Below are 25,790 nucleotides of genomic sequence, written 5' to 3'. Positions count from 1 at the left end.
CCGGCAGAGCGTACGACGCTTCGGGCAACCGTTCCCATCCACCCCCGTCCCGATCCGGAAACGACTGCGGGCCCGCACCCCCGGTGAAGGGGGTACGGGCCCGCTGTACGGACTGCTTCAGAGCCGATCGGCTCAGACCGCGGCCGGGTCCTCTTCGACGAAGAGGTTGCGGGTGCGGTTCGGGTCCACGGGGATGCCGGGGCCGATCGTGGTGCTGATGGCGGTCTTCTTGATGTAGCGGCCCTTGGCGGCGGACGGCTTGGCGCGGAGCACCTCGTCCAGCGCGGCGGCGTAGTTCTCGACCAGCTGCTCGTCGGTGAAGGAGGCCTTACCGATGATGAAGTGCAGGTTCGAGTGCTTGTCGACGCGGAACTCGATCTTGCCGCCCTTGATGTCGTTGACAGCCTTGGCGACATCCGGGGTCACGGTGCCGGTCTTCGGGTTCGGCATCAGACCACGGGGACCGAGCACGCGGCCGAGGCGGCCGACCTTGCCCATGAGGTCCGGGGTGGCGACGACGGCGTCGAAGTCCAGACGGCCCTTGGCGACCTCGTCGATCAGCTCGTCGGAGCCGACGATGTCGGCGCCCGCAGCACGCGCGGCCTCGGCACGGTCACCGGTCGCGAAGACCAGGACCCGAGCGGTCTTACCGGTGCCGTGCGGGAGGATCACGGTGCTGCGGACCATCTGGTCGGCCTTGCGCGGGTCGACGCCCAGACGCATGGCGACCTCGACGGTGCCGTCGAACTTGGTGGTGCTGGTGGCCTTGGCGAGGCGGATGGCCTCGAGGGGGGCGTAGAGGCGGTCGCGGTCGACCTGAGCGTCCGCGGCCTTCAGAGCCTTGCTGCGCTTCACTGCTGCTCCTGAATGGTGATGGGAGTCGTGGTATCACGGGCCTGCGCAGGCCCTACCACAGGGACGAAAAGAGCTGGTCAGCCCTCGACGGTGATGCCCATCGACCGGGCGGTGCCGGCGATGATCTTCTCCGCCGCGTCCAGGTCGTTGGCGTTCAGGTCGGGCATCTTGGTGGTGGCGATGTCGCGGACCTGGGCGCTGGTGAGCTTGGCGACCTTGGTCTTGTGCGGCTCGCTGGAGCCCTTGTCCACACCGGCGGCCTTCAGGATGAGGCGCGCGGCCGGCGGCGTCTTCGTGATGAAGGTGAAGGAACGGTCGTCGTAGACCGTGATCTCCACCGGCACGATCATGCCGCGCTGCGACTCGGTCGCAGCGTTGTAGGCCTTGCAGAACTCCATGATGTTGACGCCGTGCTGGCCCAGCGCGGGGCCGACCGGCGGCGCCGGGTTGGCCGCACCGGCGTTGATCTGGAGCTTGATAAGCCCCGTGACCTTCTTCTTCTTGGGAGGCATGTCTCTCCGGGTCCTTCCGAGAGGTGAGTGCTGGTGTGTGCGGAACCGGGGCGACACCCGGCCGCCAACACACACATCGAACCAGGCTAACGCCTTAGCGCCGCTGGACCAAAACGGATCCGGGGCAGGGCCCTCGGCCCCGCCCCGGATCCGAAGACCGTGGGACTAGTTCTTCTGGATCTGGTCGAAGGAGAGCTCGACCGGGGTCTCCCGGCCGAAGATCTCGACCAGGCCCTTGACCTTCTTCGAGTCGGGGTTGATCTCGTTGATGGTCGCCTGCAGCGTCGCGAACGGACCGTCGGTGACGGTGACCGAGTCGCCGACCTCGAAGTCCAGCACCTGGATCTCGCTCGGCTTGATCGGCGAGGGCTTGCCAGCATCCTTGGCCGCCTGGCGCTCGACGTCCGGGGCGAGCATCTTGACGACCTCGTCCAGGGTCAGCGGGTACGGGTCGTAGGCGTTGCCGACGAAGCCGGTGACACCGGGGGTGTTGCGCACGACGCCCCAGGACTCGGGGGTGAGGTCCATGCGCACCAGGACGTAGCCGGGGAGCTTGTTCTGGCGGATGGTCTTGCGGTCGCCGTTCTTGATCTGGACGACCTCCTCCTGCGGCACCTCGGCCTGGAAGATGTACTCCTCGACGTTCAGCGAGACGGCGCGCTGCTCCAGGTTCTGCTTCACCCGGTTCTCGTAGCCGGCGTAGGTGTGGATCACGTACCACTCGCCCGGCATGAAGCGCAGGTCCTCGCGGAACTTGGCGACCGGGTCGACCTCGACGGCCTCCTCAGCCTCGGCCTCCTCGGCGTCGGCGTCGGCCTCGGTCTCCTCGGCGGCGGGCTCCACGTCGTCCTCCACGTGCAGCGCCGCCTCCTCGGCGGGCTCGCCGGCCTCGGCCTCGTCGTGCGCGTCGACCTCGTCCTCGTCGCCGTCCACGGCGTCAACGATCTGCTCGGCGGACTCGGCTTCGTCAGCCAGCTCGGCCGCGTCCAGCTCGGCGGCGACATCCGCCTCGCGGACGGTCTCGTCGGCGTCGTACAGGGGGGACTCAGACACGGTGGCTGCTTCTTTCCTGGAGATGGTGAAGGTGGCGCGCTCCGGGGCCGGCTCCGGCGGGCTGCCGCTCGCGCGGGCGCCAGGAGAGGACTCGGAGACTTCAACAGTACCGAGTCCACGGTAGCGGCCTCGTACGTCCGGCGCAGACAGCACGACCCGGGCCGATGATTCGGCCCGGGTCGGGAGACTGCTACGGAGGTGGGACGGCCAGGTCAGCCGAAGACCAGGAGGCTCAGCTTGGAGAGGCCGTAGTCGAGGCCGGCCACGAAGCCCATCACGACCACCACGAACACGACGACGACGGTCGTGTACTGGGTGAGCTCGCTGCGGGTGGGCCAGACGACCTTGCGCAGTTCGGCGATGATCTGGCGGTAGAACAGGCCGATTCGGGCGAACGGGCCCATCTTGCCGCGCTTGCCGGACTTCTTGTCACCGGCGCGGGCGGCGCGCTTGCGCTCGCGGCGCGAGAGCGACTTCTCCTCGCCCTCGGCGGGCGTGGTGTCGGCAGCGCCGTCGGCCCCCTCGGGGTTGCCGCTCTCAGGCGTTGCGGTGGAGCCCGTGGTCTCCGTCACTCGTCCTCACCTGAATCCGGGTCCGGCCGAGCGGCTCGCGCCCGATGGGGCACGAACGGCCGGCTACAAGCGGTGCTGATTCGGCGCCCTCTCCGCATCAAGCCCGCTCGCTCTGTGGAGCGAACGGGCTGAAAACGGATCAAGCAGCAGGGCAAGAGGGACTTGAACCCCCAACCGCCGGTTTTGGAGACCGGTGCTCTACCAATTGAGCTATTGCCCTACGGGGTCTCGCGACTCCGTAGCGACCAACCTACCGCATCTCCCCCGGCTGTCTGCACAGCTGGTGAAGCTCCGGTTCTTTTTCGGCGGGCCGTCGAGCAGTGAGCATACGTGGTCGAGGGGTGTTTGGTCGAACCTCTTCTTCCGGGAGCACCGGTTGTCCGGCATATGTCCGGCATGCCCGCATGATCACCGGCGGATCGGCGGGCGCCGCCATGTGGACGGTCCGGTACGGATGGTGAAACCGCGATGCCCGGTCCGTCCCGGTTCTGCGACGATGCAGGCATGAGCGCTTCCACCCCGCAGCCCGACCGTTCCATCCGCCCCGCCGACCGCCGGGTCTCCGCCCGGGTCGGCGCGATCGCCGAGTCCGCGACCCTCGCCGTGGACGCCAAGGCCAAGGCCCTCAAGGCGGCCGGCCGTCCGGTGATCGGCTTCGGAGCCGGCGAGCCCGACTTCCCCACCCCGGACTACATCGTCGAGGCGGCCGTCGAGGCCTGCCGCGACCCGAAGAACCACCGCTACACCCCGGCGGGTGGCCTGCCCGAGCTGAAGTCCGCGATCGCCGCCAAGACGCTGCGCGACTCCGGCTACGAGGTGGACGCCTCCCAGGTGCTGGTCACCAACGGCGGCAAGCAGGCGATCTACGAGGCGTTCGCCGCGATCCTGGACCCGGGCGACGAGGTCATCGTCCCGGCCCCGTACTGGACCACCTACCCGGAGTCGGTCCAGCTCGCCGGCGGCGTCCCGGTGGAGGTCGTGACCGACGAGACCACCGGTTACAAGGTCTCGGTCGAGCAGCTGGAGGCCGCCCGCACCGAGAACACCAAGGTGGTGCTCTTCGTCTCGCCGTCCAACCCGACCGGCGCGGTGTACACCGAGGCCGAGGCCGAGGCGATCGGCCGCTGGGCGCTGGAGCACGGCCTCTGGGTGCTCACCGACGAGATCTACGAGCACCTGGTGTACGGCGACGCCTCCTTCACCTCGCTGCCGGCCCTGCTGCCCGAGCTGGCCGACAAGTGCGTCGTGGTCAACGGCGTCGCCAAGACCTACGCGATGACCGGCTGGCGGGTGGGCTGGGTGATCGGCCCCAAGGACGTCATCAAGGCCGCGACCAACCTGCAGTCGCACGCCACCTCGAACGTCTCCAACGTCGCCCAGCGCGCCGCGATCGCCGCCGTCAGCGGCGACCTGGCCGCGGTGCACGAGATGCGCACCGCCTTCGACCGCCGCCGCAAGACCATCGTGCGGATGCTCAACGAGATCGAGGGCGTGTACTGCCCCGAGCCGGAGGGCGCGTTCTACGTGTACCCGTCCGTCAAGGGCCTGCTGGGCAAGGAGATCCGCGGCCGGCGCCCGGAGAGCTCCGGCGAGCTGGCGTCGCTGATCCTGGACGAGGCCGAGGTCGCGGCCGTCCCGGGCGAGGCCTTCGGCACCCCCGGCTACCTGCGGTTCTCCTACGCGCTCGGCGACGCCGACCTGGCCGAGGGCATCGGCCGGCTGCAGAAGCTGCTCGGCGAGGCCCGCGACTGACACCCGTCGGCGCCCGCTGACGCCCGCTGACACCCGCGCTTCACGTCGGGTACCGCCCTCTTTCACCCCTTCGGGGGACGGAAGGAGGGCGGTTCCCGTTTGGGGGTCCGATGCGGCAGTATCGGCGAATGGAACGCCTGTTGAATCCGCGAGACGTCAGGGACCTCCCGAAGGCCCACCTGCACCTGCACTTCACCGGCTCGATGCGGCCCGCCACCCTGCTGGAGCTGGCCGACAAGCACGGCGTCCGACTGCCGGAGGCGCTCAGCTCCGGCGAGCCGCCGCGACTGCGGGCCACCGACGAACGCGGCTGGTTCCGCTTCCAGCGCCTGTACGACACCGCCCGCTCGGTGCTGCGGGACGAGGAGGACATCCGCCGGCTGGTCCTGGAGACCGCCCAGGACGAGCGGCGGGACGGCTCCCGCTGGCTGGAGATCCAGGTCGACCCGACCTCGTACGCGCCCCGGCTGGGCGGGCTGATCCCCGCGCTGGAGCTGATCCTGGACGCCGTGGAGCACGCCGCCACGGCCACCGGGGTGGGCATCCGGGTGCTGGTCGCGGCGAACCGGATGAAGTCCCCGATGGACGCCCGGACGCTGGCCCGGCTCGCCGTCCGGTACGCCGACCAGGGCGTGGTCGGCTTCGGCCTCTCCAACGACGAGCGGCGCGGCCTCGCCCGGGACTTCGACCGGGCCTTCGAGATCGCCCGCAAGGGCGGGCTGCTGGCCGCCCCGCACGGCGGCGAGCTGGCCGGGCCCGAATCCGTCCGGGACTGCCTGGACGACCTGGGCGCCGGCCGGATCGGCCACGGCGTCCGCGCCGCCGAGGACCCCCGGCTGATGGAACGGCTGGCGGACCGCCAGATCACCTGCGAGGTCTGCCCGTCCTCGAACGTCTCGCTCGGCGTCTACGAGCGACCCGAGGACGTCCCGCTGCGGCGGCTGTTCGACGCCGGCGTGCCGCTGGCCCTGGGCGCGGACGACCCGCTGCTGTTCGGCAGCCGGCTGGCCGCCCAGTACGACCTGGCCCGCGACGTCCTCGGCTTCGGCGACGCCGAACTCGCCGAGCTGGCACGGCAGTCCGTCCGCGGCTCACGTGCGCCGGAGGCCGTCCGCAAGGAGCTGCTGGCGGACATCGACACCTGGCTGGTCAGCGGCACCTGAGGCGTGCCCTGTGGACCGGGCCTAGAGCTTGACGCCGATCATCACCGGCTCGTTCACCAGCTCGACCCCGAAGGCCTCGCGGACGCCGTCCCGGATCTCCCGGGCCAGCGCCAGCAGGTCCTCGGCGGTGGCCGCGCCGCGGTTGGTGAGCGCCAGGGTGTGCTTGGTGGAGAGCGTCGCCGGGCCGCTGCCGTAGCCCTTGCCGAAACCGGCCCGGTCGATCAGCCAGGCGGCCGAGGTCTTGGTGCAGCCCTCCGGCGCCGGGTAGGCGGGGGCGTTCCCGGTGCCCGGGCGGGTCCGGAAGGACTCGTACTGGGCGGCCGTGAGCACCGGGTTGGTGAAGAAGGAGCCGGCCGACCAGGTGTCGTGGTCCGCCGGGTCCAGCACCATGCCCTTGCCGGAGCGCAGCCCCAGCACCGCGTCGTGCGCCCGCTCCAGCGGCACCCGCTCGCCCTGCTCGACGCCGAAGTGCCTGGCCACCTCGGCGTACTTGACCGGAGTGGAGAGCCCCTCGTGGTCGGCCAGGGCGAACCGCACCCGCAGCACCACGTAGCGGTCCGGCTCGGCCTTGAAGCGGCTGTGCCGGTAGGAGAACGCGCACTCGGCGTTGGGGAGCGTGACCACCTCGCCGGCCGTGCGGTCGTAGGCGACCACCTCGGTGATCGACTGGGCGACCTCCTGGCCGTACGCGCCGACGTTCTGCACCGGGGTGGCACCGGCCGAGCCGGGGATGCCGGCCAGGAACTCGACGCCCGCCAGGCCGTGCTCGCGCACCGCGCGGGCGACCGCCTCCGACCAGACCTCGCCGGCCGCCAGCTCCAGCACGGTGCCGTCCAGGGCGAAGCCGGTGGTCGCGATCCGCAGCACGGTGCCGGGGAAGCCGGCGTCGCCGATCACCAGGTTGGAGCCGCCGCCGAGGACCAGCAGCGGCTCGCCGGCCTCGTCGGCCGCGCGGACGGCGGCGATCACCTCGTCGTCGGTGTGGGCGGTCACCAGGCGGCGGGCCGGGCCGCCGAGCCGGAGCGTGGTCAGCGGGGCGAGGGGGGCGTCGTTTTCTACCAGCACGCCCACCAGCGTACGGGTGCGGGGACGGCCGCCCGGCCGCCCCCGCACCCGGATCGGCCGGTCAGGCCTTCGAGGCCTCGGCGTGGACGGGCGCCGCGTCCTCGGCCCGCTCGGCACCGGCCTGCTCCGGCTCCACGGCCGCCGGCTCGTCGGCGACGACCGCGGGCTCCACCCGGCGCGGGAGGAAGAACGCGCAGACCGCAGCGACCGCCACCACCCCGGCGCCGACGTACAGCGCGGGCACCAGCCCGTCGATGAAGGACTGCTCCGACGTGTACCCGCCCTGCGCCGAGAACACCGCCGAGAGGACGGCCACGCCGAGCGCGCCGCCGACCTCGCGCAGCGCGTTGTTGGCGCCGGAGGCGATGCCCTGCTCCTCCGGCCGGACGCTGTCCATCACCAGGGCGGCGGTCGGGGCGAAGTACAGCGACATGCCGATGCCGCAGATCACCACGGCGGGGATCTCGGCGGCGTAGTCGTAGCCGGTGCTGCCGCCGGTGATCGCCGCGTACATCGCCAGGCCGGCGCCCTGCAGCAGCAGCCCGGTGACCACGATGGGGCGGCCGCCGAAGCGGTCGGCCAGGATGCCCGCGATCGGGGCGACGATCAGCGGCATGCCGGTCCACGGGAGCATCCGGATGCCGGCCTCCTGCGGGCTGTAGCCGCCCACGCTCTGCAGGTGCTGGCTGATCAGGAAGATCGAGCCGAACATCCCGAGGAACATCAGCAGGCCGGAGGCGTTGACGGCGGAGAAGGCCCGGCTGCGGAACAGCCGCATCGGGAGCATCGGGTGCTCGGCCCAGCGCTGCTCGTACAGCACGAAGGCGGTGAGCAGCGCGACGCCGCCGATCAGGGAGCCGAGCACCAGCGGGCTGGTCCAGCCGTTCGGGTTGCCGCGGATCAGGCCGAGGACGACGCCGAACAGGCCCAGGCTGACCAGGATCGTGCCGACCACGTCCAGCGCCGGGTTGGCGCCCCGGCTCTCGCGGAGCTTGAGGGCGGCGAGCGGGATCAGGACGAGGCCGACCGGGACGTTCACCCAGAAGATCCACTGCCAGGAGAAGTGCTCGGTGAGCGTCCCGCCGACCAGCGGTCCGGTGGCGACGGCCAGGCCGTTGACGCCCGCCCAGATGCCGAAGGCCAGACCCCGCCTGGCCGCCGGCACCGCGGCGGTGAGCAGGGTGAGGGTGAGCGGCATGGAGACCGCGGCGCCGGCGCCCTGGACGGCGCGGGCGGCGATCAGCGCGCCGATGCCCGGCGAGAGGGCGGCGGCGGCGGAGCCGACGGTGAAGAGCGTGAGCCCGACCAGGAAGATCCGGCGGCGGCCGAACCGGTCGCCGAGCGCGGCGCCGAACATCAGCAGGACGGCGAAGGACAGGGTGTAGGCGCTGACCGTCCACTCCAGGTCGGACAGCCCGCCGCCGAGGTCCTCGCGGATGGACGGCAGCGCGGTGGTGACGACCAGGTTGTCCAGGCTGGCCATGAAGCCCGCGACGCTGGTGATCACCAGGGTCCAGACACCGAGCCGTCCCAGGCCCTGTTCTTCCGTTCTCTCCGTCATGACTTCCCCCCAGGGGTCTTAGATAGTTATTGATCACTAACTTTCGAGGCCCGAAAAAAGGCCGCACGGACTCCACCGTGCGGCCCGCTACTCCCCGCCCTCGCCGTGCTCTCCATGCTCTCCGAAGCCCAGGCCGCTCCAGATCCGGTGGTCCCGGGGGTACCCCAGTGCCACCAGCGTGTTGATCAGCATCCCGTACGCGAAGAACTCCGCGGCGCCCTGCACGTCACCGCCGATCCGGCCCCTGACCCGCTCGAACAGCTCCTCCCAGAGCCTCCGGGCGGTCTCCCCGATCTCGTCCTCGCCGGTCGTCCGGGCCGCGAACACCGAGACGTAGAGCTGCATCTGCATCATGAGCTGCTCGCTGTCCGCGACCAGGCCCAGGTACGCCTCGGACATCGCTTCGGCGGCCGCCGGCCCGGTCAGCCCGACCGAGGCCTCGTCGAAGACCTTCCAGGTCTCCTCGATGCAGCGCTCGGCGGCGGCCGTGAAGATCGCCTGCTTGCCGGGGAACAGCCGGAACAGGTACGGCTGCGAGACACCCACCCGGCGGGCGATCGCCTCGGTGGACGTCCCCCGGTAGCCGCTCCTGGCGAATTCGATCACCGCGGCACGAACGACGCTCTCGCGCCGCTCCTCGGCGCTCATCCGCATGCTCGTCCTCGCCATGGGAGTCAAGTTAGTGGCCAATCACTATCTTCGCAAGGTCGCCGGGCACGGCGGGAATCCCGTCGGACGGGCCCCGCCGCGGCCGGACACACCTGGGGCCGAGGGGCCTTCAGGCGAGCCGGACGACCGCCCTGGACATCCCGAGCACCTTCTGCCCGCCGGTGGTGGCCAGCAGGTCGACCTGCACCTTGCGGTCGTCCAGCAGCTTGGCGACCTTGGCCGACACCTCGACCACCGCACCGACGCCGTCGTTCGGCACCGGGACGGGGCGGGTGAATCGGACGCCGTACTCGACCACCGCGGCCGGGTCGCCGACCCAGTCGGTGACCACCCGAATGGCCGCGGCCATGGTGAACATTCCGTGCGCGATGACGTCCGGCAGGCCGACCTCCACGGCGAACTTCTCGTTCCAGTGGATCGGGTTGAAGTCGCCGGAGGCGCCCGCGTACCGCACCAGGGTGTCGCGGGTCACCGGGAAGGACTGCGCCGGCAGCTGGGTGCCGACCTCGACCTCGTCGTAGCTGATCGCCATCGTGTTCACTTCCCCGTCTCGTCGGCGGCCCGGGCCACCAGCGTCATGACCGACGTCACCACGTGCTCGCCGATCGCGTCCGACACCTCGCCACGCACGGTGAGCACGTCGTTGCCCGCCAGCGACTTGATGTTGTCGATGGTGACCGCGACCGTCAGCCGGTCGCCGGCCAGCACCGGGCGGGAGTAGGAGAACTTCTGGTCCCCGTGCACCACGCGGCTGTAGTCCAGGCCCAGCTCCGGGTCCTCGACCACCTGGGAGGCCGCCTGGTAGGTGATCACGAACGGGAAGGTCGTCGGGGCGATCACATCGGGGTGGCCCAGCGCCTTCGCCACCGCCGGATCGGTGAACGCCGGATTGGTGTCCCCGATCGCGATCGCGAACTCGCGGATCTTCTCCCGGCCGACCTCGTACGGCTCGGTGGGCGGGTAGGTCCGCCCGATGAAGGAGGGGTCGAGTGCCATGGGGCAACTCCTCGGAAGCACGGTGGATCCGGCGGCCGTTGCCGCCGGCGGGGCGCGCATGGGTGCATACGCGAAAAACTCCGGGCCGCACCCCCTGAGGGATGCGGCCCGGAGCTCAAGACCTGTGTCACACAGGCCCGATGCCCTGCGAGAGGGTCAGCGGGTCTCGCGGTGCGCGGTGTGCGAGTTGCAGCGGGGGCAGTGCTTCTTCATCTCAAGACGGTCCGGGTCGTTACGCCGGTTCTTCTTGGTGATGTAGTTCCGCTCCTTGCACTCCACGCAGGCCAGCGTGATCTTCGGGCGGACGTCGGTGGCAGCCACGGGAGTGCCTTCCTGGGACAACGAATAAGAACACAACAAGAGTAGCCGACCGGGAGTGCGATCTCCCGACCGACTACGCGGGGTAGCGGTGACCGGACTTGAACCGGTGACACAGCGATTATGAGCCGCTTGCTCTACCAACTGAGCTACACCGCCACAGTGATCCGCAGCACAACCGAAGCCGACTGCTTTTCACCAGAGCCCCCATGCGGAATCGAACCGCAGACCTTCTCCTTACCATGGAGACGCTCTACCGACTGAGCTATAGGGGCGAACGAGGAAGAGATTACACGTTCCGCGCCCAGAGGTGAAATCCGTATCCCGACGCGAAGACCGCAGGTCGGCGAGGTGAACGGACGGACGATCCAAGGCCCCGCGTTCGATCGGCCCACCAGCCGCACGGCCCGACCCGATACGACTATTGCCCGCCTCCGAGCGCCCCGCCCCCACGCGCCATAGGCTCGACCCTCATTGACGGGGACGGCCCGGGGCGTCAGGACGACCCGGGATCAGGACGGTCCGGCCGACCGGACGGGCCAGCGCGGGAAGGAGCCTGCGATGGACAGCGCAGCCGCCGACGGACCGCACTCCGGCTCCGGCCCGACAGCCAACCCGCTCGGGCACGGACCGGTCCTCCTGCTCACCGGCGCCCGGCTGGCCGACGGGCGGGTGGTGGACGTCCGGATCAGCGGCGACCGGATCCAGGCCGTCGGCACCGTCGGCAGCCTCGGCCCGCTGCCCGCCCTGCCCGGCGCGCCCACCATCACCACCGGCGCCAGGATCGACCTCAAGGGCTACCTGCTGCTGCCGGCCCCCGCCGAGGCGCACGCCCACTACGACACCGCCTTCTCCGCCGCCCTGTCCGCCCCGCCGCCGGAGAGCCCCTCCGACCTCACCCGGCGGGTCACCGAGGCCGCGCTCGCCTCGCTCGGCTACGGCGCCACCGCCCAGCGCACCCACGTCCGGATCGGCGACGTGCACGGGCTGCGCCGGCTGGAGGCGGTGCTCACCGCCCGGCAGGCGCTGCGCGGCCTGGCCGAACTCCAGGCGGTGGCGATGCCCCGGCTGCTCACCGGCCGGGCCGGCGCCGACGGCCGGGCACAACTGCGCGAGGCGCTCAAGCTGGGCGCCACCGCGGCCGGCGGCTGCCCGGAGCTGGACCCGGATCCGGCCGGGTACGTCCAGGTGCTGCTGGAGGCCGCCCGGGAGGCGGACTGCTCGGTGGACCTGCACACCACGGCCGGCGATCCGGCCCAACTCTCCCGGCTGGTCGGCGCGTTGGCCCCGCTGCGGCCGCGGGTGACGCTCGGGCCGTGCGGGGCGCTGGCCCGGGGCGCGTCCACGGTGCTGGCGACCGGCGGGGTGCGGGTGGTCTGCCTGCCGCAGAACGGCGGCTGCACCGGGCTGGAGGGCCGGTCGCCGGGGCTGCGGCCGGGCCTGCTGCGGGAGTTGACGGAGGCCCGGGTGCCGTTGGCGGCCGGCAGCGGCGCGCTGCGGGACCAGTCCAACCCGGTCGGCCGGGCGGATCCGCTGGAGTCGGCGTACCTGCTGGCGGCCGGCGGGGAGCTGGGCCTGGAGGCGGCGTACGACGCGGTGGCGAACCAGGCCCGGGCGGTGCTCGGGCTGCCGCCGGTCCGGGTGGACGCCGGGTTCCCGGCGGAGCTGCTGGCGGTGCGCGGGGACAGCCTGGCCGGGGCGCTCGCGGGCGGCCACAGCCGGCTGGTGGTGCACAGCGGCCGGGTGGTCAGCCGGACGAGCGCGGTGCGGGAGTTCGCGGACACCGTGGCGCTGGCGCTGCCCCGGCAGTCCGGGAGCGCCGGCGGGGGCTGAACAGCCTCCCCCTCCCAGAAAGTTCAAGGGGCGCGCGACGGATGTCGCGCGCCCCTCCCCCACCTGCTGGCCGCCGTTCGACGGCGGCTGGAGCGGTCCCGGGCCTCCCCCACATTGGAGCCGGGCCCGCTCGGTCAGCACTGACGCTACGCCCACGGAACACCGCTCCGGGCCTGCCTTGACGCTCCCCTGTCGGTCTCCGGCCCGCTCTTGACGGGCCGTTGACGCGGCGGCTGCCGGGGCGGCGTTCAGGGCTCGTACCGGTACCCGATCCCCGGTTCGGTGATCAGGTGCCGCGGGCGGCCCGGGTCGCGCTCCAACTTGCGCCGCAGCCCGGCCAGGTAGACCCGCAGGTAGTTGCCGCGCGCCTCCTGGGCCGGTCCCCACACCTCGCGCAGGATCTGCCGCCCGGGCACCAGCCGGCCCGGGTTGGCCACCAGCAGGGCGAGGATCCGCCACTCGGTCGGGGTGAGCCGCACCGGGCCCCGCGGGCCGGTCACCGTGGTGGCCGTCAGGTCGACGGTGTGGTCGCCTATCACCGGCCGCCCCAGCGGGGCACCGCCCAGCGGCCGGCGCAGCACGGCGCGCAGCCGGGCCAGCAGTTCCTCCATCAGGAACGGCTTGGTGAGGTAGTCGTCGGCGCCCGCGTCGAGGGCGCCCACCTTGTCGGCGGCACCGGACCGGCCGGAGAGCACGATGATCGGCATCGCGCTGCGGGTGCGCAGGCCGCGCAGCACGTCCATGCCGTCCAGGTCCGGCAGGCCGAGGTCGAGCAGCACGGCGTCCGGGGCGGAGTGCGCGGCGCGGTCCAGCGCCTCGCCGCCGCTGGCGGCCGTCCGCACGGCGTACTGCCGGGCGCTGAGGTTGATCCGCAGCGTGCGCAGCAGGGCCGGTTCGTCGTCGACGATCAGGATCTCGCTCATGCGGCCACCTCGCTCCGCCCGGCGGTCACTTCGCGGGACACGCGCCTTTCCGCGGTTCGTTCAGTTCGTCCACTCATGAACGGGCTCCTCCCGAGTGGCGGCGGGCAGGGTGAGCAGCATGGTGGTGCCGCCCCCGGGGGTGTCCTCGACCTCCAGGCTGCCGCCCATGGCCTCGGCCAGACCGCGGGAGAGCGCGAGGCCGAGGCCGACACCGGTGGTGTTGTCGGTGTCGCCGAGGCGCTGGAAGGGCAGGAAGACCCGGTCGCGCTCCTCGGGGGCGATGCCGGGGCCGCGGTCGATCACCCGGATCTCGACCTGGTCGGCGTGGTGGCTGGCGGTGACCAGGACGGGCGCGCCGGGCGCGTTGTAGCGCAGCGCGTTGGTGATCACGTTGGCGAGCACCCGCTCCAGCAGCGGCGGGTCGGCGAGCACCGGCGGCGCGGTGTCCAGGTCGAGCGGCTGGATCGGGGCGTACGGGTCGGGGAGGCTGTCGAGCGCCCGGGGCAGGATCTCGTCGAGGTGGGTCTCGGCGAGGTGCAGGGTGAGCGCGCCGGCCTGGAGGCGGCTCATGTCGAGCAGGTTGTCGACCAGGCGGGTGAGCTTGACCAGCGACTCGTCGGCGGTGGCGAGCAGTTCGGCCTGGTCCTCGGGCGAGAACTCGACGTCGGGGCTGCGCAGCGAGCCGACCGAGGCGAGCGCGGCGGCAAGCGGGGTGCGCAGGTCGTGGCTGACGGCGGCGAGCAGGGCGGTGCGCATCCGGTCGGCGGCCTTGATCGGCTCGACCTCGGCGGCGACCACGGCGAGCCGGTCGCGTTCCAGGGCGACGGCGACGTGCGCGGCGAAGGCGGTGAGGACGCGCTGGTCGGCGGCCGGCAGCCGGCGGCCGGTGAGGACCAGGACGGCGTCCGCGCCGACCGGCACCTCGGTGGTCTCGCTCTGCCCGTCGGGGTCGTCCTGGTGCTCGGCCTCGGAGTGGGCGAGCACCTCGTCGTCGACCCGGGAGAGCAGGGCGACGGCCTGCATGCCGAAGGCCGTCCGGGACTTCTCCATCAGGGCGGACAGGGCGTCGGCGCCGCGCAGCACGCTGCCGGCCAGGGTGGAGAGGGTCTCGGCCTCGGCGGTGGCCCGGGCGGCGCGACTGGTGAGCCGGCTGGCGTGGTCGACGATGGTGGCGACGGCGAGCGCGACGGTGGCGAAGACGACCAGGGCGACGATGTTGTTGGTCTCGCCGATGGTCAGGGCGTGTATCGGCGGGATGAAGTAGTAGTTGAGCAGCAGCGAGGCGGTGACCGAGGCCAGCAGGGCGGAGGTGGCGCCGCCGAGCAGGGCGACGATGACCACGCCGAGCTGGAAGATCAGCGCGTCGGTGGTGAGGTTGATGCTCTCGTGCGCCTGGGACAGGACCGCGGTCAGCAGCCAGGGCACCACGAGGCCGGCCGCGTAGCCGGCGATGGTGCGGCGCTTGGAGTGGCGGCGGCCGAGCGAGGGCAGCCGGCCGCGGCCGGTGAACTCGTGGGTGACCATGTGGACGTCGATGTCCTCGGAGTCGTCCACGGTGGTCTCGCCGATGCCGGGTCCGGTGAGGAAGCGGTTGATCCGGCCGCGGCGGCTGGTGCCGAGCACCAGCTGGGTGGCGTCGTGGGCGCGGGCGAAGGTGAGCAGCGCGGTGGGGATGTCGTCGCCGACCACCACGTGGTAGCTGCCGCCGAGGGTCTCGACCAGCTGGCGCTGCTGGGCGAGCGCGCCGGAGGAGGCGCCGGCCAGGCCGTCGCTGCGGGTGACGTGGACGGCCAGCAGGTCGCCGCCGGCGGTGCGGTCGGCGATCCGGGCGGCGCGGCGGATCAGGGTCTCGCCCTCGGGGCCGCCGGTGAGGGCGACCACGACGCGTTCGCGGGTCTCCCAGACGCGGTCGATGTTGTGGCTGGCCCGGTAGTCGCGCAGGCCCTCGTCGACCCGCCCGGCCACCCAGAGCAGGGCGAGTTCGCGCAGGGCGGTGAGGTTGCCGACCCGGAAGTAGTTGGAGAGCGCGGCGTCCACCTTCTCCGCCCTGTAGACGTTGCCGTGGGCCATCCGGCGGCGCAGCGCCTGCGGGGCCATGTCGACGAGTTCGATCTGGTCGGCCCGGCGGACCACCTCGTCCGGGACGGTCTCGCGCTGCGGGATGCCGGTGATCTTCTGGACGACGTCGTTCAGCGATTCCAGGTGCTGGATGTTGACGGTGGTGATGACGTCGATCCCGGCGGCCAGCAGTTCCTCGACGTCCTGCCAGCGCTTGGCGTGGCGGCCTCCGGGGATGTTGGTGTGCGCCAGTTCGTCGACCAGCACGACGGACGGACGGCGGGTGAGCACCGCGTCGAGGTCCATCTCGTCGAACTCGGCGTCGCGGTAGGAGCGTTGGACACGCGGCAGGACCTCCAGGCCGTCCAGCATGCCCTCGGTGTGGCGGCGGCCGTGGCACTCGATGTACCCGACCGCGACGTCGGCCCCGCGCTCCTGTCTGCGCCGGGCCTCGTCCAGCATCCGGTAGGTCTTGCCGACCCCCGGGGCGGAACCGAGGTACACCCTCAGCCGGCCCTTGCGGACGCCGGTGCCGGGGGTGAGGTCGCGGGCCATGGGCACTGCTCTTTCGTTCCTGCGAGGGCTGCCGCCAGGGCGTCCTCGGGCCGGGGTCGGGACGTACGGCGGCCGACCCGGGCGCGGGGGTGGTGCCCCGGCCCGGGTCGGCCTGTTTCACGGATCCAGCCGTTGACCTGTCACTTCTGCTCCGCCGGTCATTCCTGTTCCGCCGGTCACTTCTGTTCCGCGAGTGCCCGGTTCAGCAGGAGGACGTTGACGCCCTCCTGCCCGAGGAAGCCGAGCGAGCGGCCTTCGGTGTACTTCTCGACCAGCTTGTGCACCGCGTCCGCCGACAGGTTCCGGGTCTTGGCGACCCGGTTCACCTGCTCCTCGGCGTAGGCGACCGAGATGTACGGGTCGAGGCCGGAGCCGGAGGCGGTCAGCGCGTCGGCCGGGACGCTCTCCGGGGCGACGCCGTCGAACTCGGCGGCGGCGGCGCGGCGGTCGTTGACGGCCTTCAGCAGGTCGTCACTGTTCGGGCCGAGGTTGGAGGCGCCGGACGAGGACGAGTCGTAGCCGGTCCCGGCCGCGGAGGGGCGGGGCTGGAACCACTTCGGGTCCGGCTGCGCCTCCTCCTTCGGGTCGTCGGGGTTCTTCTTCGGGAGGTTGAAGTTCTGGCCGATCAGGCTGGAACCGACCTCCTTGCCGTCGGACTTCACGAGCGAGCCGTTGGCCTTCTCGGTGAAGGCGACCTGGCTGATCCCGGTGACCAGCAGCGGGTAGGCGATCCCGAGGATCGCGGTGAGCACCAGCAGCGCCCGCAGTGCGGTGAAGTGGGTGCGGACGGTCGTCGGCAGGGGCTTGGACATCGGATTCTCCTCTCTCAGCTCAGGCCGGGGATGAACTGGACGATCAGGTCGATCAGCTTGATGCCGACGAACGGCACCACCAGACCGCCGAAGCCGTAGACCCCGATGTTGCGGCGCAGCAGGGAGCTGGCGTCGGACGGGCGGTAGCGCACGCCGCGCAGGGCGAGCGGGATCAGGCCGATGATGACGAGGGCGTTGAAGATGATCGCCGAGGTGATCGCGGACTGCGGGCTGTGCAGGCCCATGATGTTGAGGTGGCTCAGGCCCGGGTAGACCCCGGCGAACATCGCGGGGATGATCGCGAAGTACTTGGCCACGTCGTTGGCGATCGAGAAGGTGGTCAGCGCGCCACGGGTGATCAGCAGCTGCTTGCCGATCTCGACGATCTCGATCAGCTTGGTCGGGTTGGAGTCCAGGTCGACCATGTTGCCGGCCTCCTTGGCCGCCATGGTCCCGGTGTTCATGGCCACGCCGACGTCGGCCTGGGCGAGCGCGGGGGCGTCGTTGGTGCCGTCGCCGGTCATCGCGACCAGCTTGCCGCCCTCCTGCTCCTTCTTGATCAGCGCCATCTTGTCCTCGGGGGTGGCCTCGGCGAGGAAGTCGTCCACGCCCGCCTCCTCCGCGATCGCCTTGGCGGTCAGCGGGTTGTCGCCCGTGATCATGATGGTCTTGATGCCCATCCGGCGGAGCTCGTCGAAGCGCTCCCGCATGCCCTCCTTGACCACGTCCTTGAGGTGGATCACCCCGAGGACGCGGGCCGGCTTGGCGCCGACCTTGGTGGCCACCACCAGCGGGGTGCCGCCGGCCGCGGAGATCCCGTCGACCAGGGCGGAGACCTCGTTGCCGACCGAACCGCCGTTCTCGGTCACCCAGTTGGTGACCGCGCCGGCCGCGCCCTTGCGGACCTGGTGGACCGCCTCGGCCTCGTCCAGGTCGACGCCGGACATCCGGGTCTGGGCGGTGAACGGGACCCAGGTGGCGTGCGTCAGCTCGCCCTGGGCGCGGGCCCGCAGGCCGTACTCGGTCTTGGCGAGGACCACGATCGAGCGGCCCTCCGGGGTCTCGTCCGCGAGGGAGGACAGCTGCGCGGCGCTGGCCAGTTCCTCGGTGGACACGCCCGGGGCGGGCAGGAACTCGGCGGCCTGGCGGTTGCCCAGGGTGATGGTGCCGGTCTTGTCCAGCAGCAGGGTGTTGACGTCGCCGGCCGCCTCGACGGCCCGGCCGGACATCGCCAGCACGTTGCGCTGCACCAGCCGGTCCATGCCGGCGATGCCGATCGCGGAGAGCAGCGCGCCGATGGTGGTCGGGATGAGCGCCACGATCAGGGCGACCAGGACGATCATCGACTGCGGCGCGCCCGCGTAGGTGGCCATCGGCTGCAGGGTCACCACGGCGACCAGGAAGACGATGGTCAGCGAGGCGAGCAGGATGTTCAGCGCGATCTCGTTCGGCGTCTTCTGCCGGGCGGCGCCCTCGACCAGGGCGATCATCCGGTCGATGAACGACTTGCCGGGCTCCGAGGCGATCTTCACCACGATCCGGTCGGACAGCACCTTGGTGCCGCCGGTCACCGCCGAGCGGTCACCGCCGGACTCGCGGATGACCGGCGCGGACTCGCCGGTGATCGCCGACTCGTCGACGCTCGCGACGCCCTCGACGACGTCGCCGTCGCCGGGGATGATCTGACCGGCCTCGACCACCACGTGGTCGCCGAGCCGCAGCGCGGTGCCCGGCACCTCCTCCTCGGCCTGCGTGGCGGGCCAGTCGGTGAGCCGGCGGGCGACGCTCTCGGTCTTGGTCTTGCGCAGGGTGTCGGCCTGGGCCTTGCCGCGGCCCTCGGCGACGGCCTCGGCCAGGTTGGCGAAGATCGTGGTGAGCCAGAGCCAGACGGTGATGGCCCAGGCGAACACGGACGGGCTGGCGATCGCGGAGACGGTGGTGACCACCGAGCCGACCTCGACCACGAACATGACCGGGTTCTTGACCATCACCCGGGGGTCGAGCTTCTTCACCGCGTCCGGCAGGGACGCGACGATCAGCTTCGGGTCGAGCAGGCCGCTGGCCACTCTGTGCTGCGCGGCGGGCTCAGCCTTGTCGGCCGGTGCGGGGTTGAGCGTAGGGGTGGACATCAGGAGAGACCTTCCGCGATCGGCCCGAGAGCCAGGGCCGGGAAGTAGGTGAGGCCGACGACGATCAGGATGACGCCCGACAGCAGGCCCACGAACAGCGGCTTGTGGGTGGGCAGGGTGCCCGGGGTGGCCGGGACCGGCTGCTGCTGGGCGAGCGAACCGGACAGCGCCAGGACGAAGACGATCGGCAGGAGGCGGCCGAAGATCATCGCCAGGCCGAGCGCCGTGTCGTACCAGTCGGTGTTGACGGTGATGCCGCCGAAGGCCGAGCCGTTGTTGTTGGCGGCCGAGGTGAAGGCGTACAGCACCTCGGAGAAGCCGTGGGCGCCCGAGTTGAGCATCCCGGCCCGCTCCCCCGGCAGGGCCATCGCCAGGCCCGTGCCGACCAGCACCAGGGTCGGCGTGGTGAGGATGTACAGCGAGGCGAACTTCATCTCCCGGCCGCCGAGCTTCTTGCCCAGGTACTCGGGGGTGCGGCCGACCATCAGACCGGCGACGAACACCGCGACGATCGCCAGCACGAGCATGCCGTACAGGCCGGAGCCCACACCGCCGGGCGCGATCTCGCCCAGCATCATGTTGAAGACCGTCAGCCCGCCGCCGAACGGCGTGTACGAGTCGTGGAAGGAGTTCACCGCGCCGGTCGAGGTCAGCGTGGTCGAGGCGGCGAACAGGCCGGAGGCGGCGATGCCGAAGCGCTGCTCCTTGCCCTCCATCGCGGCGCCCGCGGCCTGGAGGGCGGTGCCCTGGTGCTGCGACTCGGCGAAGGTGAGCAGGGCGACCGAGGCGACCCAGAACAGGCCCATCACGGCGAGGATCGCGTAGCCCTGGCGGTTGTCCCCCACCATCCGACCGAAGGCCCGCGGCAGCGCGAACGGGATCAGCAGGATCAGGAAGATCTCGACCAGGTTGGAGAAGCCGGTCGGGTTCTCGAACGGGTGCGCGGAGTTGGCGTTGAAGAAGCCGCCGCCGTTGGTGCCGAGCAGCTTGATGACCTCCTGGGAGGCCACCGGGCCGCCCGGGATCTTCTGCACCTCGCCGCTGAGCGTGGCCACCTCGTGGAAGCCGTGGAAGTTCTGGATCACGCCGGAGGCGGCCAGGACCAGGGCGAAGACGATCGAGATCGGCAGCAACAGGCGCAGGTTGATCCGGGTGAGGTCCACCCAGAAGTTGCCGACCCGGTCGGTCCGGTTGCGGGTGAAGCCCCGGATCAGCGCGCCGACGACGGCGATGCCGACGGCCGCGGAGACGAAGTTCTGCACCGCCAGGCCCGCCATCTGCGCCAGGTGGCCCATCGCGGACTCACCGGCGTAGGACTGCCAGTTGGTGTTGGCGACGAACGAGATCGCGGTGTTCCAGGCCTGGTGGCCCTCCATCTGCGGAACGCCCAGGTTCAGCAGCAGGTAGCCCTGGAGGCGGATCAGGCCGTAGAGGAAGAGGACGGAGACGGCCGAGAAGGCCAGCACCGAGCGGAGGTACACCGGCCAGCGCTGATCGGCGTCGCCGTCGACGCCGATCACCTTGTAGATGCCGCGCTCGACTCTGAGGTGCTTGGTGGTGGTGAGGAGCTTGGCGATGTAGTCGCCAAGGGGGCGGTAGCACAGGGCCAGTGCCCCGACCAGGGCCAGGGCCTGCAGCCAGCCCGCGAGAGTGGATCCCATGTCAGAACTTCTCCGGGAAGATCAGCGCCACGACGAGATAGCCGACGAGCGCGACGGCCACGATCAGACCTGCGATGTTCTCCGCGCTCACAGCTTCTCCACCCCCCGCGCGATCAGGGCGATGACGGCGAACACGGCGACCGTGACACCGACGTAGATGAGATCGGACATGGGCTCCACCAGAGCGGTTCGGGAGACTGCCGCGGGCGGGCCGGGGGCTTCGCGCGGCGCCGGCGGACGACCGGCAGATGCAGCAAAGCAGCCGTCAGAGGCGCGTTATGGCTCCCTGACGCCCTCCATACGGGTGACTGCGGGACGTTGACGCGACCTTGACGCCCGCTTCACCGGGCCGTGACCGTCGTCATCAGGCCGTGATCGGCCCGGCGCCGGAACGCCGGAAGCCCCGGGATTCCGGGGCTTCCGTACGGGTGGGGGTGCGGGTTGGTACGGGCTTCGTGCGGGCGGGGCCGACGGAGGCCCGGGGGGCCGGCTACTGCTCCGGTCAGACCTTCTCCGGCGCCGGGAGCCGCTCGTACCCGCTCCCCGGGGCCGGCTCGCCCCGGCGCACCGCGCCGGGCGCCCGGCGCGACGGACCGCCCGCGCGCCCGGAGGAGGTCAGCTGCCACGGCACGCTGATCACCATCACGCCCGCCGTGAACAGCAGCCGGCTCTTCAGCCACAGCGCCGACTGGTTGTGCAGCAGGTGCTCCCACCAGTGGCCGACCACGTACTCCGGGATGAACACGGCGACCGCCTCCCGGGGGCTGTCCCGGCGGTGCTCCCGCACGTACGCCAGCACCGGCTTGGTGATCTCCCGGTACGGCGAGTCCAGCACCTTCAGCGGCACCCGGACGCCGGCCTCCGTCCACTGCCGCTCCAACTCGCCGGTCGCCTCCGGCTCCACCGCCACGGTCAGCGCCTCCAGCGAGTCCGGCCGGAACGCCTCCGCGTAGCCGAGCGCCCGCAGCGTCGGCTTGTGCAGCTTGGACACCAGCACGATCCCGTGCACCCGGGCGGGCCGCGCCGACTCGGCCTCCGGGTCGTCCACCGCCAGCTCGGCGGCGACGCCGTCGTAGTGCCGGCGGATGCCGCGCATCATCAGCCACAGCACCAGCGCGGCGACCACGGCCAGCCAGGCGCCCTGGGTGAACTTGGTGAGCAGCACGATCACCAGCACCAGCGCGGTGACGACCGCGCCGAAGGCGTTGATCACCCGGGAGCGCAGCGCCGAGCGGCGCACCGCCGGGTCGGTCTCGGTGGCCAGCGCCCGGTTCCAGTGCCGGACCATGCCGATCTGGGACAGCGTGAAGGAGGTGAAGACGCCCAGGATGTACAGGTGGATCAGGCTGGTGACGTTCGCGTCGTACAGCCAGAGCAGCCCGCCGGCCACCACCGCGAGCGCGATGATGCCGTTGGAGAAGGCCAGCCGGTCCCCGCGGGTGTGCATCTGCCGGGGCAGGTAGCGGTGCTCGGCCAGGATCGAGGCCAGCAGCGGGAAGCCGTTGAAGGCGGTGTTGGCGGCCAGGATCAGCACCAACGCGGTGACCGCCTGGATCGCGTAGAACAGCACGCTGTGGTCGCCGCCGAAGATCGCCGCCGCGAGCTGGGCGATCACGGTCTGCTGGGGCGTGCTCGCGCAGTCGCCGGGGAAGCCGGACAGCCGGCAGGCGCCGCCCTCGGTGATGTGCACCTTGGCGATCAGCGCGAGGGCGGTGATGCCGGCGAACATCACCACGGCCGTGGTGCCCATCACGGCCATGGTGCGCGCGGCGTTCCTCGCCTTCGGCGCCCGGAAGGCCGGGACTCCGTTGGAGATCGCCTCCACCCCGGTCAGCGCCGTACAGCCGGAGGCGAACGCCCGCAGGCCCAGCATCAGCAGGCCGAGGCCGGCCACCGTGTCCTTGCCGTCCTCCGGGAGGATCCCGTACGAGGCGCTGGACGCCACCGGCGCGTCGCCGAGCGCGACCCGGACCAGCCCGGTGACCACCATCAGCAGGATGCCGCCGATGAACAGGTACGTCGGCGCGGCGAAGGCCTTGCCGGACTCCCGGACGCCGCGCAGGTTCACCGCCATCAGCAGCAGCACGAAGCCCAGCGCCAGCCAGACCCGGTGACCGGCCAGCGAGGGCAGCGCCGAGATGATGTTGTCCACCCCGGAGGCCACCGACACCGCGACCGTCATCACGTAGTCGACCAGCAGCGAGGCGGCCACCACCAGGCCGGAGTTGGCGCCGAGGTTGCGGGACACCACCTCGTACGAGCCGCCGCCGCTCGGGTAGGCGTGCACCACCTGGCGGTAGGACATCACCACGACCGCCATCAGCGCGACCACGCCGGCCGCGACCCACGGGGTCAGGTAGAGGAAGGCGGCGCCACCGACGGTGAGCACCAGCAGGATCTCCTGGGTCGCGTAGGCGACCGAGGAGAGCGGGTCGGAGGCGAAGATCGGCAGCGCCAGCCGCTTGGGCAGCAGCGTCTCGCCGAGCTCCTCGCTGCGCATGGCCCGGCCGATGACGAGGCGCTTGAGCGCCTGGGGCACGTTGAACACGTTGGCGAGCGTAAGTTCGGTCGGACACGACGGAATCCGTTGCGGCGCCGGCCCGGCACGTCCCGCCCTCATGGACTTCCCGCAGGTCAGGGCCACTGCGGGCGGGCACGTGCCGGGCGTATCGAGGGCGTCAGGGCCGCCCCGTTAAGACCGCGTCAAGATACCGGGTTGTTATCGGGCGTCCAGGCTGTGGACGCCCAGCACCTCAGCGGTGGCGGCCCCGGTCACATCCGCATCCGCAGCCGGCAGACCACCGCGTCGGTGTGCCGGCGCAGCGCGCGGTCGATCACGGCGCCGCGCCGGTTCTGCAGCGCCCGCTGCCACCAGCGGGCCGGCTCCACCTCCGGGATCAGCACCGTCAGCCGGTCGTAGGCGTGCTCCTCGCCGAGCCGGTTCACGAACGCGGCGATCGGCTGGCCCAGCCGGCGGCGGTCCTCCGGGATCTCCACCAGCGGCACGCCCGGCTGCCACAGCTCCCAGTCCCGCCGCAGCGCCTCCGCCTCGGCCTGCTCGTGCACCACCGTCACCGCCAGCACCTCGTCCCCGAGCGACAGCGCCGCCGACAGGCCGTCCCGGGTGAGCCGGGTGATGGCCGTCACCGGTACGACCACCAGGCTGCGCTGGCGGGTCACCGCGCCCGGCACCCGGCCCAGCTCCAGCCGCTCCCCGATCAGCCCGTAGCTGCGGTGCACCGCCTCGAACAGCACCACCAGCAGCGGCAGCGCCACCACGATGCCCCAGGCGCCCTCGGTGAACTTGGTGCCGGTCACCACCACCGTCGCGACCCCGGTGAGCAGCGCGCCGAACCCGTTCAGCACGGCCTTCCGCACCCAGCCGGCCGGCCGGTGCACGGACCAGTGCCGGACCATGCCGACCTGACAGATCGTGAACCCGACGAACACGCCGATCGAGAACAGCGGCACCAGGCTGTTCACGTCCCCGCCCGAGCCGACCAGCAGCGCCGCCGACACCAGGGCGAGGAACAGCACCCCGTGCCGGTGCACCTGGCGGTCGGCCCGCAGCGCGAACACGTGCGGCAGGTGGTTGTCCCGGGCGAGCAGGTGCAGCAGCACCGGCAGCCCGCCGAAGGAGGTGTTCGCGGCCAGCCCGAGCAGCACCACGGTGGCGAACTGGACGACGTAGAAGGCGGCGCCGTGGCCGAGCGAGGCGTCGGCGAGCTGGGCCAGCACCGTGACGCCCTCCACCGGCTGGAGGTGGAAACGGCCGATCAGCACGGCCAGCCCGATCAGCATCACGCCGAGCAGGGCGCCGAGCACCACCTCGGTGTGCTGCGCCCGCTTCACCCGCGGGGTCCGGAACGACGGGACGGCGTTCGCCACCGCCTCCACCCCGGTCAGCGCCGAGCACCCGGCCGCGAACGCCTTGAGCAGCAGCAGCGCGCCGACGGTCGTGGCGTTCTCGGCCAGCGTCGAGGCGTGGCCCGCGGCGGCCGCGGTGCTCGCCGGGCCGTCCCGGAACAGGCCGACCACGATGATCGCCAGGATCGACACCACGAAGACGGCCGTCGGCGCCATGAACCAGCGCGCCGACTCGGCGATCCCGCGCAGGTTCACCGCCGTCACCAGGGCCAGCACGCCCAGGCACAGCCAGACCCGGTGGTCGTACAGGCTCGGCACCGCCGAGGTCAGCGCCGCCACCCCCGCGGTCACCGAGACCGCCACGTTCAGGATGTAGTCGATCACCAGCGAGGCGGCCGCGGTCAGCGCCGTCCGCCGGCCCAGGTGCTCCTTCGCCACCGCGTACGAGCCGCCGCCGTCCGGGAACGCCGCGATCACCTGCCGGTACGACGCCACCAGCACGCCCAGCAGCACCGCGATCGCCACCGTCACCGGCAGTGTGAAGCCCAGCCCGTACGCCCCGGCCGCGGCCAGCACCAGCACGATCGACTCCGGCCCGTACGCGACCGAGGCCATGGCGTCCAACGACAGCGCCGCCAGACCGCCCAGCGCACTCAGCCGGTGCCGCTCGTCGCCCGCGCCGGTGTCCGGCGGTTCGGGTTCGGCCGTGACGGCCTGGGTGGTGATGGCGCTGGGCATCGGACGGAACCTCCGCGATCGGTTGTTCCTCCGATCCTGCGGGCCGCACCCCCGCCCTCCCCCCGACCCCTACGCGTTCCTGACGCCGTCCCAGGAACCATTGACGGGCCCTTGACGCACCGCGGGAGAGCTCATGGCGGGGGGGGTGGCGGGGATGGGTGGGCCGCTGTCCCGGCGGGCGCCGGTTGGGAAGACGACCAGCTCTTGCGAAGAACCCCCGGCGCGCCCTACGCACACCCGGGACACCACCACAATCACGCTGAACGGCCCCACCCACCCCCGCACCCACTCTGCTGCCTGCTGACCGTAATTGCAAGCAATGCGCAATAAGTGTCCCCGTCGCCGGCACGGCAGCGCCGCGGCGCCCACGCGGCGATCACGCGGCGGGAAAACGACAACGGCCCCCGATCCGCGTCTCCGCAGATCGGGGGCCGTTCTCTGTCCTGTGGCTGGTGCAGGGTTCGAACCTGCGTAGCTTACGCGGCAGATTTACAGGCCGCTGACCAGGGCCGCTCTGACCAGGCAACTCTTGATCACGGGCCCCACCTGGTCCGCCCCTGGTCCGGATCATGGTCTCGACGGCCCCCTGCCACCCCACCTTCGCGACCACCCGAAGGGCCGCGGGGGGGGGGGGGGGGGCCCTCCCCCACCCCACCCGTTCTTTTTTCCCCCCCCCCCCCCCCCCCCCCCCCCCCCCC

Annotated in this window: 21 protein-coding genes and 3 tRNA genes; 3 read left to right on the top strand and 21 right to left on the bottom strand. The window is 71.7% G+C overall.

The window, feature by feature from the left end; translation table 11 throughout:
* Positions 1–132: 132 nt before the first annotated feature.
* The 5 genes from rplA to AC07AL_RS03935 all read right to left on the bottom strand — a co-directional run bounded on the left by rplA (position 133) and on the right by AC07AL_RS03935 (position 3,212).
* Positions 133–855, bottom strand: a complete 723-nt coding sequence (rplA, locus tag AC07AL_RS03955; protein ID WP_363580057.1) for a 50S ribosomal protein L1 — start codon at positions 853–855, stop codon at positions 133–135.
* A gap of 77 nt (positions 856–932) precedes the next feature.
* Positions 933–1,367 (bottom strand): 50S ribosomal protein L11, encoded by a 435-nt coding sequence (gene rplK, locus AC07AL_RS03950; protein WP_063348931.1) that lies wholly within the window; start codon positions 1,365–1,367, stop codon positions 933–935.
* A gap of 165 nt (positions 1,368–1,532) precedes the next feature.
* On the bottom strand, positions 1,533–2,420 hold the full coding sequence (gene nusG, locus AC07AL_RS03945; protein ID WP_363580055.1) for a transcription termination/antitermination protein NusG: 888 nt from the start codon (positions 2,418–2,420) through the stop codon (positions 1,533–1,535).
* A gap of 212 nt (positions 2,421–2,632) precedes the next feature.
* The gene (gene secE / locus AC07AL_RS03940) at positions 2,633–2,992 is read right to left on the bottom strand and encodes a preprotein translocase subunit SecE (protein WP_350877047.1); all 360 of its coding nucleotides are present in this window, start codon (positions 2,990–2,992) and stop codon (positions 2,633–2,635) included.
* Positions 2,993–3,139: 147 nt separating this feature from the next.
* Positions 3,140–3,212, bottom strand: a tRNA-Trp gene (locus AC07AL_RS03935).
* 284 nt (positions 3,213–3,496) lie between these two features.
* Between AC07AL_RS03935 and AC07AL_RS03930 the strand changes: the two genes are divergently transcribed.
* On the top strand, positions 3,497–4,744 hold the full coding sequence (locus tag AC07AL_RS03930) for a pyridoxal phosphate-dependent aminotransferase (RefSeq protein WP_363580053.1): 1,248 nt from the start codon (positions 3,497–3,499) through the stop codon (positions 4,742–4,744).
* Between the two features lie 128 nt (positions 4,745–4,872).
* Complete coding sequence (locus AC07AL_RS03925; RefSeq protein ID WP_350877043.1) at positions 4,873–5,907, top strand: adenosine deaminase; 1,035 nt, start codon at positions 4,873–4,875, stop codon at positions 5,905–5,907.
* Between the two features lie 21 nt (positions 5,908–5,928).
* On the opposite strand, the gene AC07AL_RS03920 is transcribed toward AC07AL_RS03925, so the two are convergent.
* The 8 genes from AC07AL_RS03920 to AC07AL_RS03885 all read right to left on the bottom strand — a co-directional run bounded on the left by AC07AL_RS03920 (position 5,929) and on the right by AC07AL_RS03885 (position 10,791).
* Entirely contained in the window at positions 5,929–6,972 is a 1,044-nt protein-coding gene (locus AC07AL_RS03920; RefSeq protein ID WP_478316762.1) for a UDP-N-acetylmuramate dehydrogenase, read from the bottom strand.
* 61 nt (positions 6,973–7,033) lie between these two features.
* Positions 7,034–8,533, bottom strand: coding sequence for an MFS transporter (locus tag AC07AL_RS03915; protein ID WP_478316760.1), 1,500 nt, complete (start codon positions 8,531–8,533; stop codon positions 7,034–7,036).
* A gap of 87 nt (positions 8,534–8,620) precedes the next feature.
* Positions 8,621–9,202: a TetR/AcrR family transcriptional regulator gene (locus AC07AL_RS03910; RefSeq protein WP_363580047.1), complete on the bottom strand. Its 582-nt coding sequence runs from the start codon at positions 9,200–9,202 to the stop codon at positions 8,621–8,623.
* 109 nt (positions 9,203–9,311) lie between these two features.
* The gene (locus tag AC07AL_RS03905) at positions 9,312–9,734 is read right to left on the bottom strand and encodes a MaoC family dehydratase (protein ID WP_063351327.1); all 423 of its coding nucleotides are present in this window, start codon (positions 9,732–9,734) and stop codon (positions 9,312–9,314) included.
* Between the two features lie 5 nt (positions 9,735–9,739).
* A complete protein-coding gene (locus AC07AL_RS03900) occupies positions 9,740–10,198 on the bottom strand; it encodes a MaoC family dehydratase N-terminal domain-containing protein (RefSeq protein WP_363369376.1) in 459 nt (152 codons plus the stop codon).
* A gap of 156 nt (positions 10,199–10,354) precedes the next feature.
* Positions 10,355–10,519, bottom strand: coding sequence for a 50S ribosomal protein L33 (rpmG, locus tag AC07AL_RS03895; RefSeq protein WP_006604855.1), 165 nt, complete (start codon positions 10,517–10,519; stop codon positions 10,355–10,357).
* A gap of 83 nt (positions 10,520–10,602) precedes the next feature.
* Positions 10,603–10,675, bottom strand: a tRNA-Met gene (locus tag AC07AL_RS03890).
* Between the two features lie 43 nt (positions 10,676–10,718).
* A tRNA-Thr gene (locus AC07AL_RS03885) sits at positions 10,719–10,791 on the bottom strand.
* 286 nt (positions 10,792–11,077) lie between these two features.
* Between AC07AL_RS03885 and AC07AL_RS03880 the strand changes: the two genes are divergently transcribed.
* Positions 11,078–12,349: an amidohydrolase family protein gene (locus AC07AL_RS03880; RefSeq protein WP_363629363.1), complete on the top strand. Its 1,272-nt coding sequence runs from the start codon at positions 11,078–11,080 to the stop codon at positions 12,347–12,349.
* A 248-nt stretch (positions 12,350–12,597) separates the two neighbouring features.
* Here the strand turns inward: AC07AL_RS03880 and AC07AL_RS03875 are convergent, their stop codons facing one another.
* From AC07AL_RS03875 to AC07AL_RS03840, 8 genes are all read right to left on the bottom strand, one after another.
* The gene (locus AC07AL_RS03875) at positions 12,598–13,272 is read right to left on the bottom strand and encodes a response regulator (protein WP_363580044.1); all 675 of its coding nucleotides are present in this window, start codon (positions 13,270–13,272) and stop codon (positions 12,598–12,600) included.
* Between the two features lie 60 nt (positions 13,273–13,332).
* Entirely contained in the window at positions 13,333–15,885 is a 2,553-nt protein-coding gene (locus tag AC07AL_RS03870; RefSeq protein WP_363580042.1) for a sensor histidine kinase KdpD, read from the bottom strand.
* Between the two features lie 176 nt (positions 15,886–16,061).
* Complete coding sequence (gene kdpC / locus AC07AL_RS03865; RefSeq protein ID WP_363580040.1) at positions 16,062–16,697, bottom strand: potassium-transporting ATPase subunit KdpC; 636 nt, start codon at positions 16,695–16,697, stop codon at positions 16,062–16,064.
* 14 nt (positions 16,698–16,711) lie between these two features.
* Positions 16,712–18,826: a potassium-transporting ATPase subunit KdpB gene (kdpB, locus tag AC07AL_RS03860; protein WP_363580038.1), complete on the bottom strand. Its 2,115-nt coding sequence runs from the start codon at positions 18,824–18,826 to the stop codon at positions 16,712–16,714.
* Positions 18,826–20,487 carry a potassium-transporting ATPase subunit KdpA gene (gene kdpA / locus AC07AL_RS03855; RefSeq protein ID WP_363580036.1) on the bottom strand — a complete coding sequence of 554 codons (1,662 nt, stop codon included), beginning with the start codon at positions 20,485–20,487 and terminating at the stop codon, positions 18,826–18,828. The genes kdpB and kdpA overlap by 1 nt, the downstream gene beginning before the upstream one ends.
* A 1-nt stretch (position 20,488) precedes the next feature.
* Entirely contained in the window at positions 20,489–20,578 is a 90-nt protein-coding gene (kdpF, locus tag AC07AL_RS03850) for a K(+)-transporting ATPase subunit F (protein WP_037971201.1), read from the bottom strand.
* Between the two features lie 411 nt (positions 20,579–20,989).
* Positions 20,990–22,987: an APC family permease gene (locus AC07AL_RS03845; protein WP_363580293.1), complete on the bottom strand. Its 1,998-nt coding sequence runs from the start codon at positions 22,985–22,987 to the stop codon at positions 20,990–20,992.
* Between the two features lie 272 nt (positions 22,988–23,259).
* Positions 23,260–25,092: an APC family permease gene (locus AC07AL_RS03840; protein WP_478316755.1), complete on the bottom strand. Its 1,833-nt coding sequence runs from the start codon at positions 25,090–25,092 to the stop codon at positions 23,260–23,262.
* Positions 25,093–25,790: the final 698 nt, after the last annotated feature.

It is taken from the genome of Kitasatospora sp. NPDC043949 (assembly GCF_056435365.1).
The sequence above is the reverse complement of the archived record's forward strand: the minus strand, read 5'-3'. Positions and strand labels throughout refer to the sequence as shown.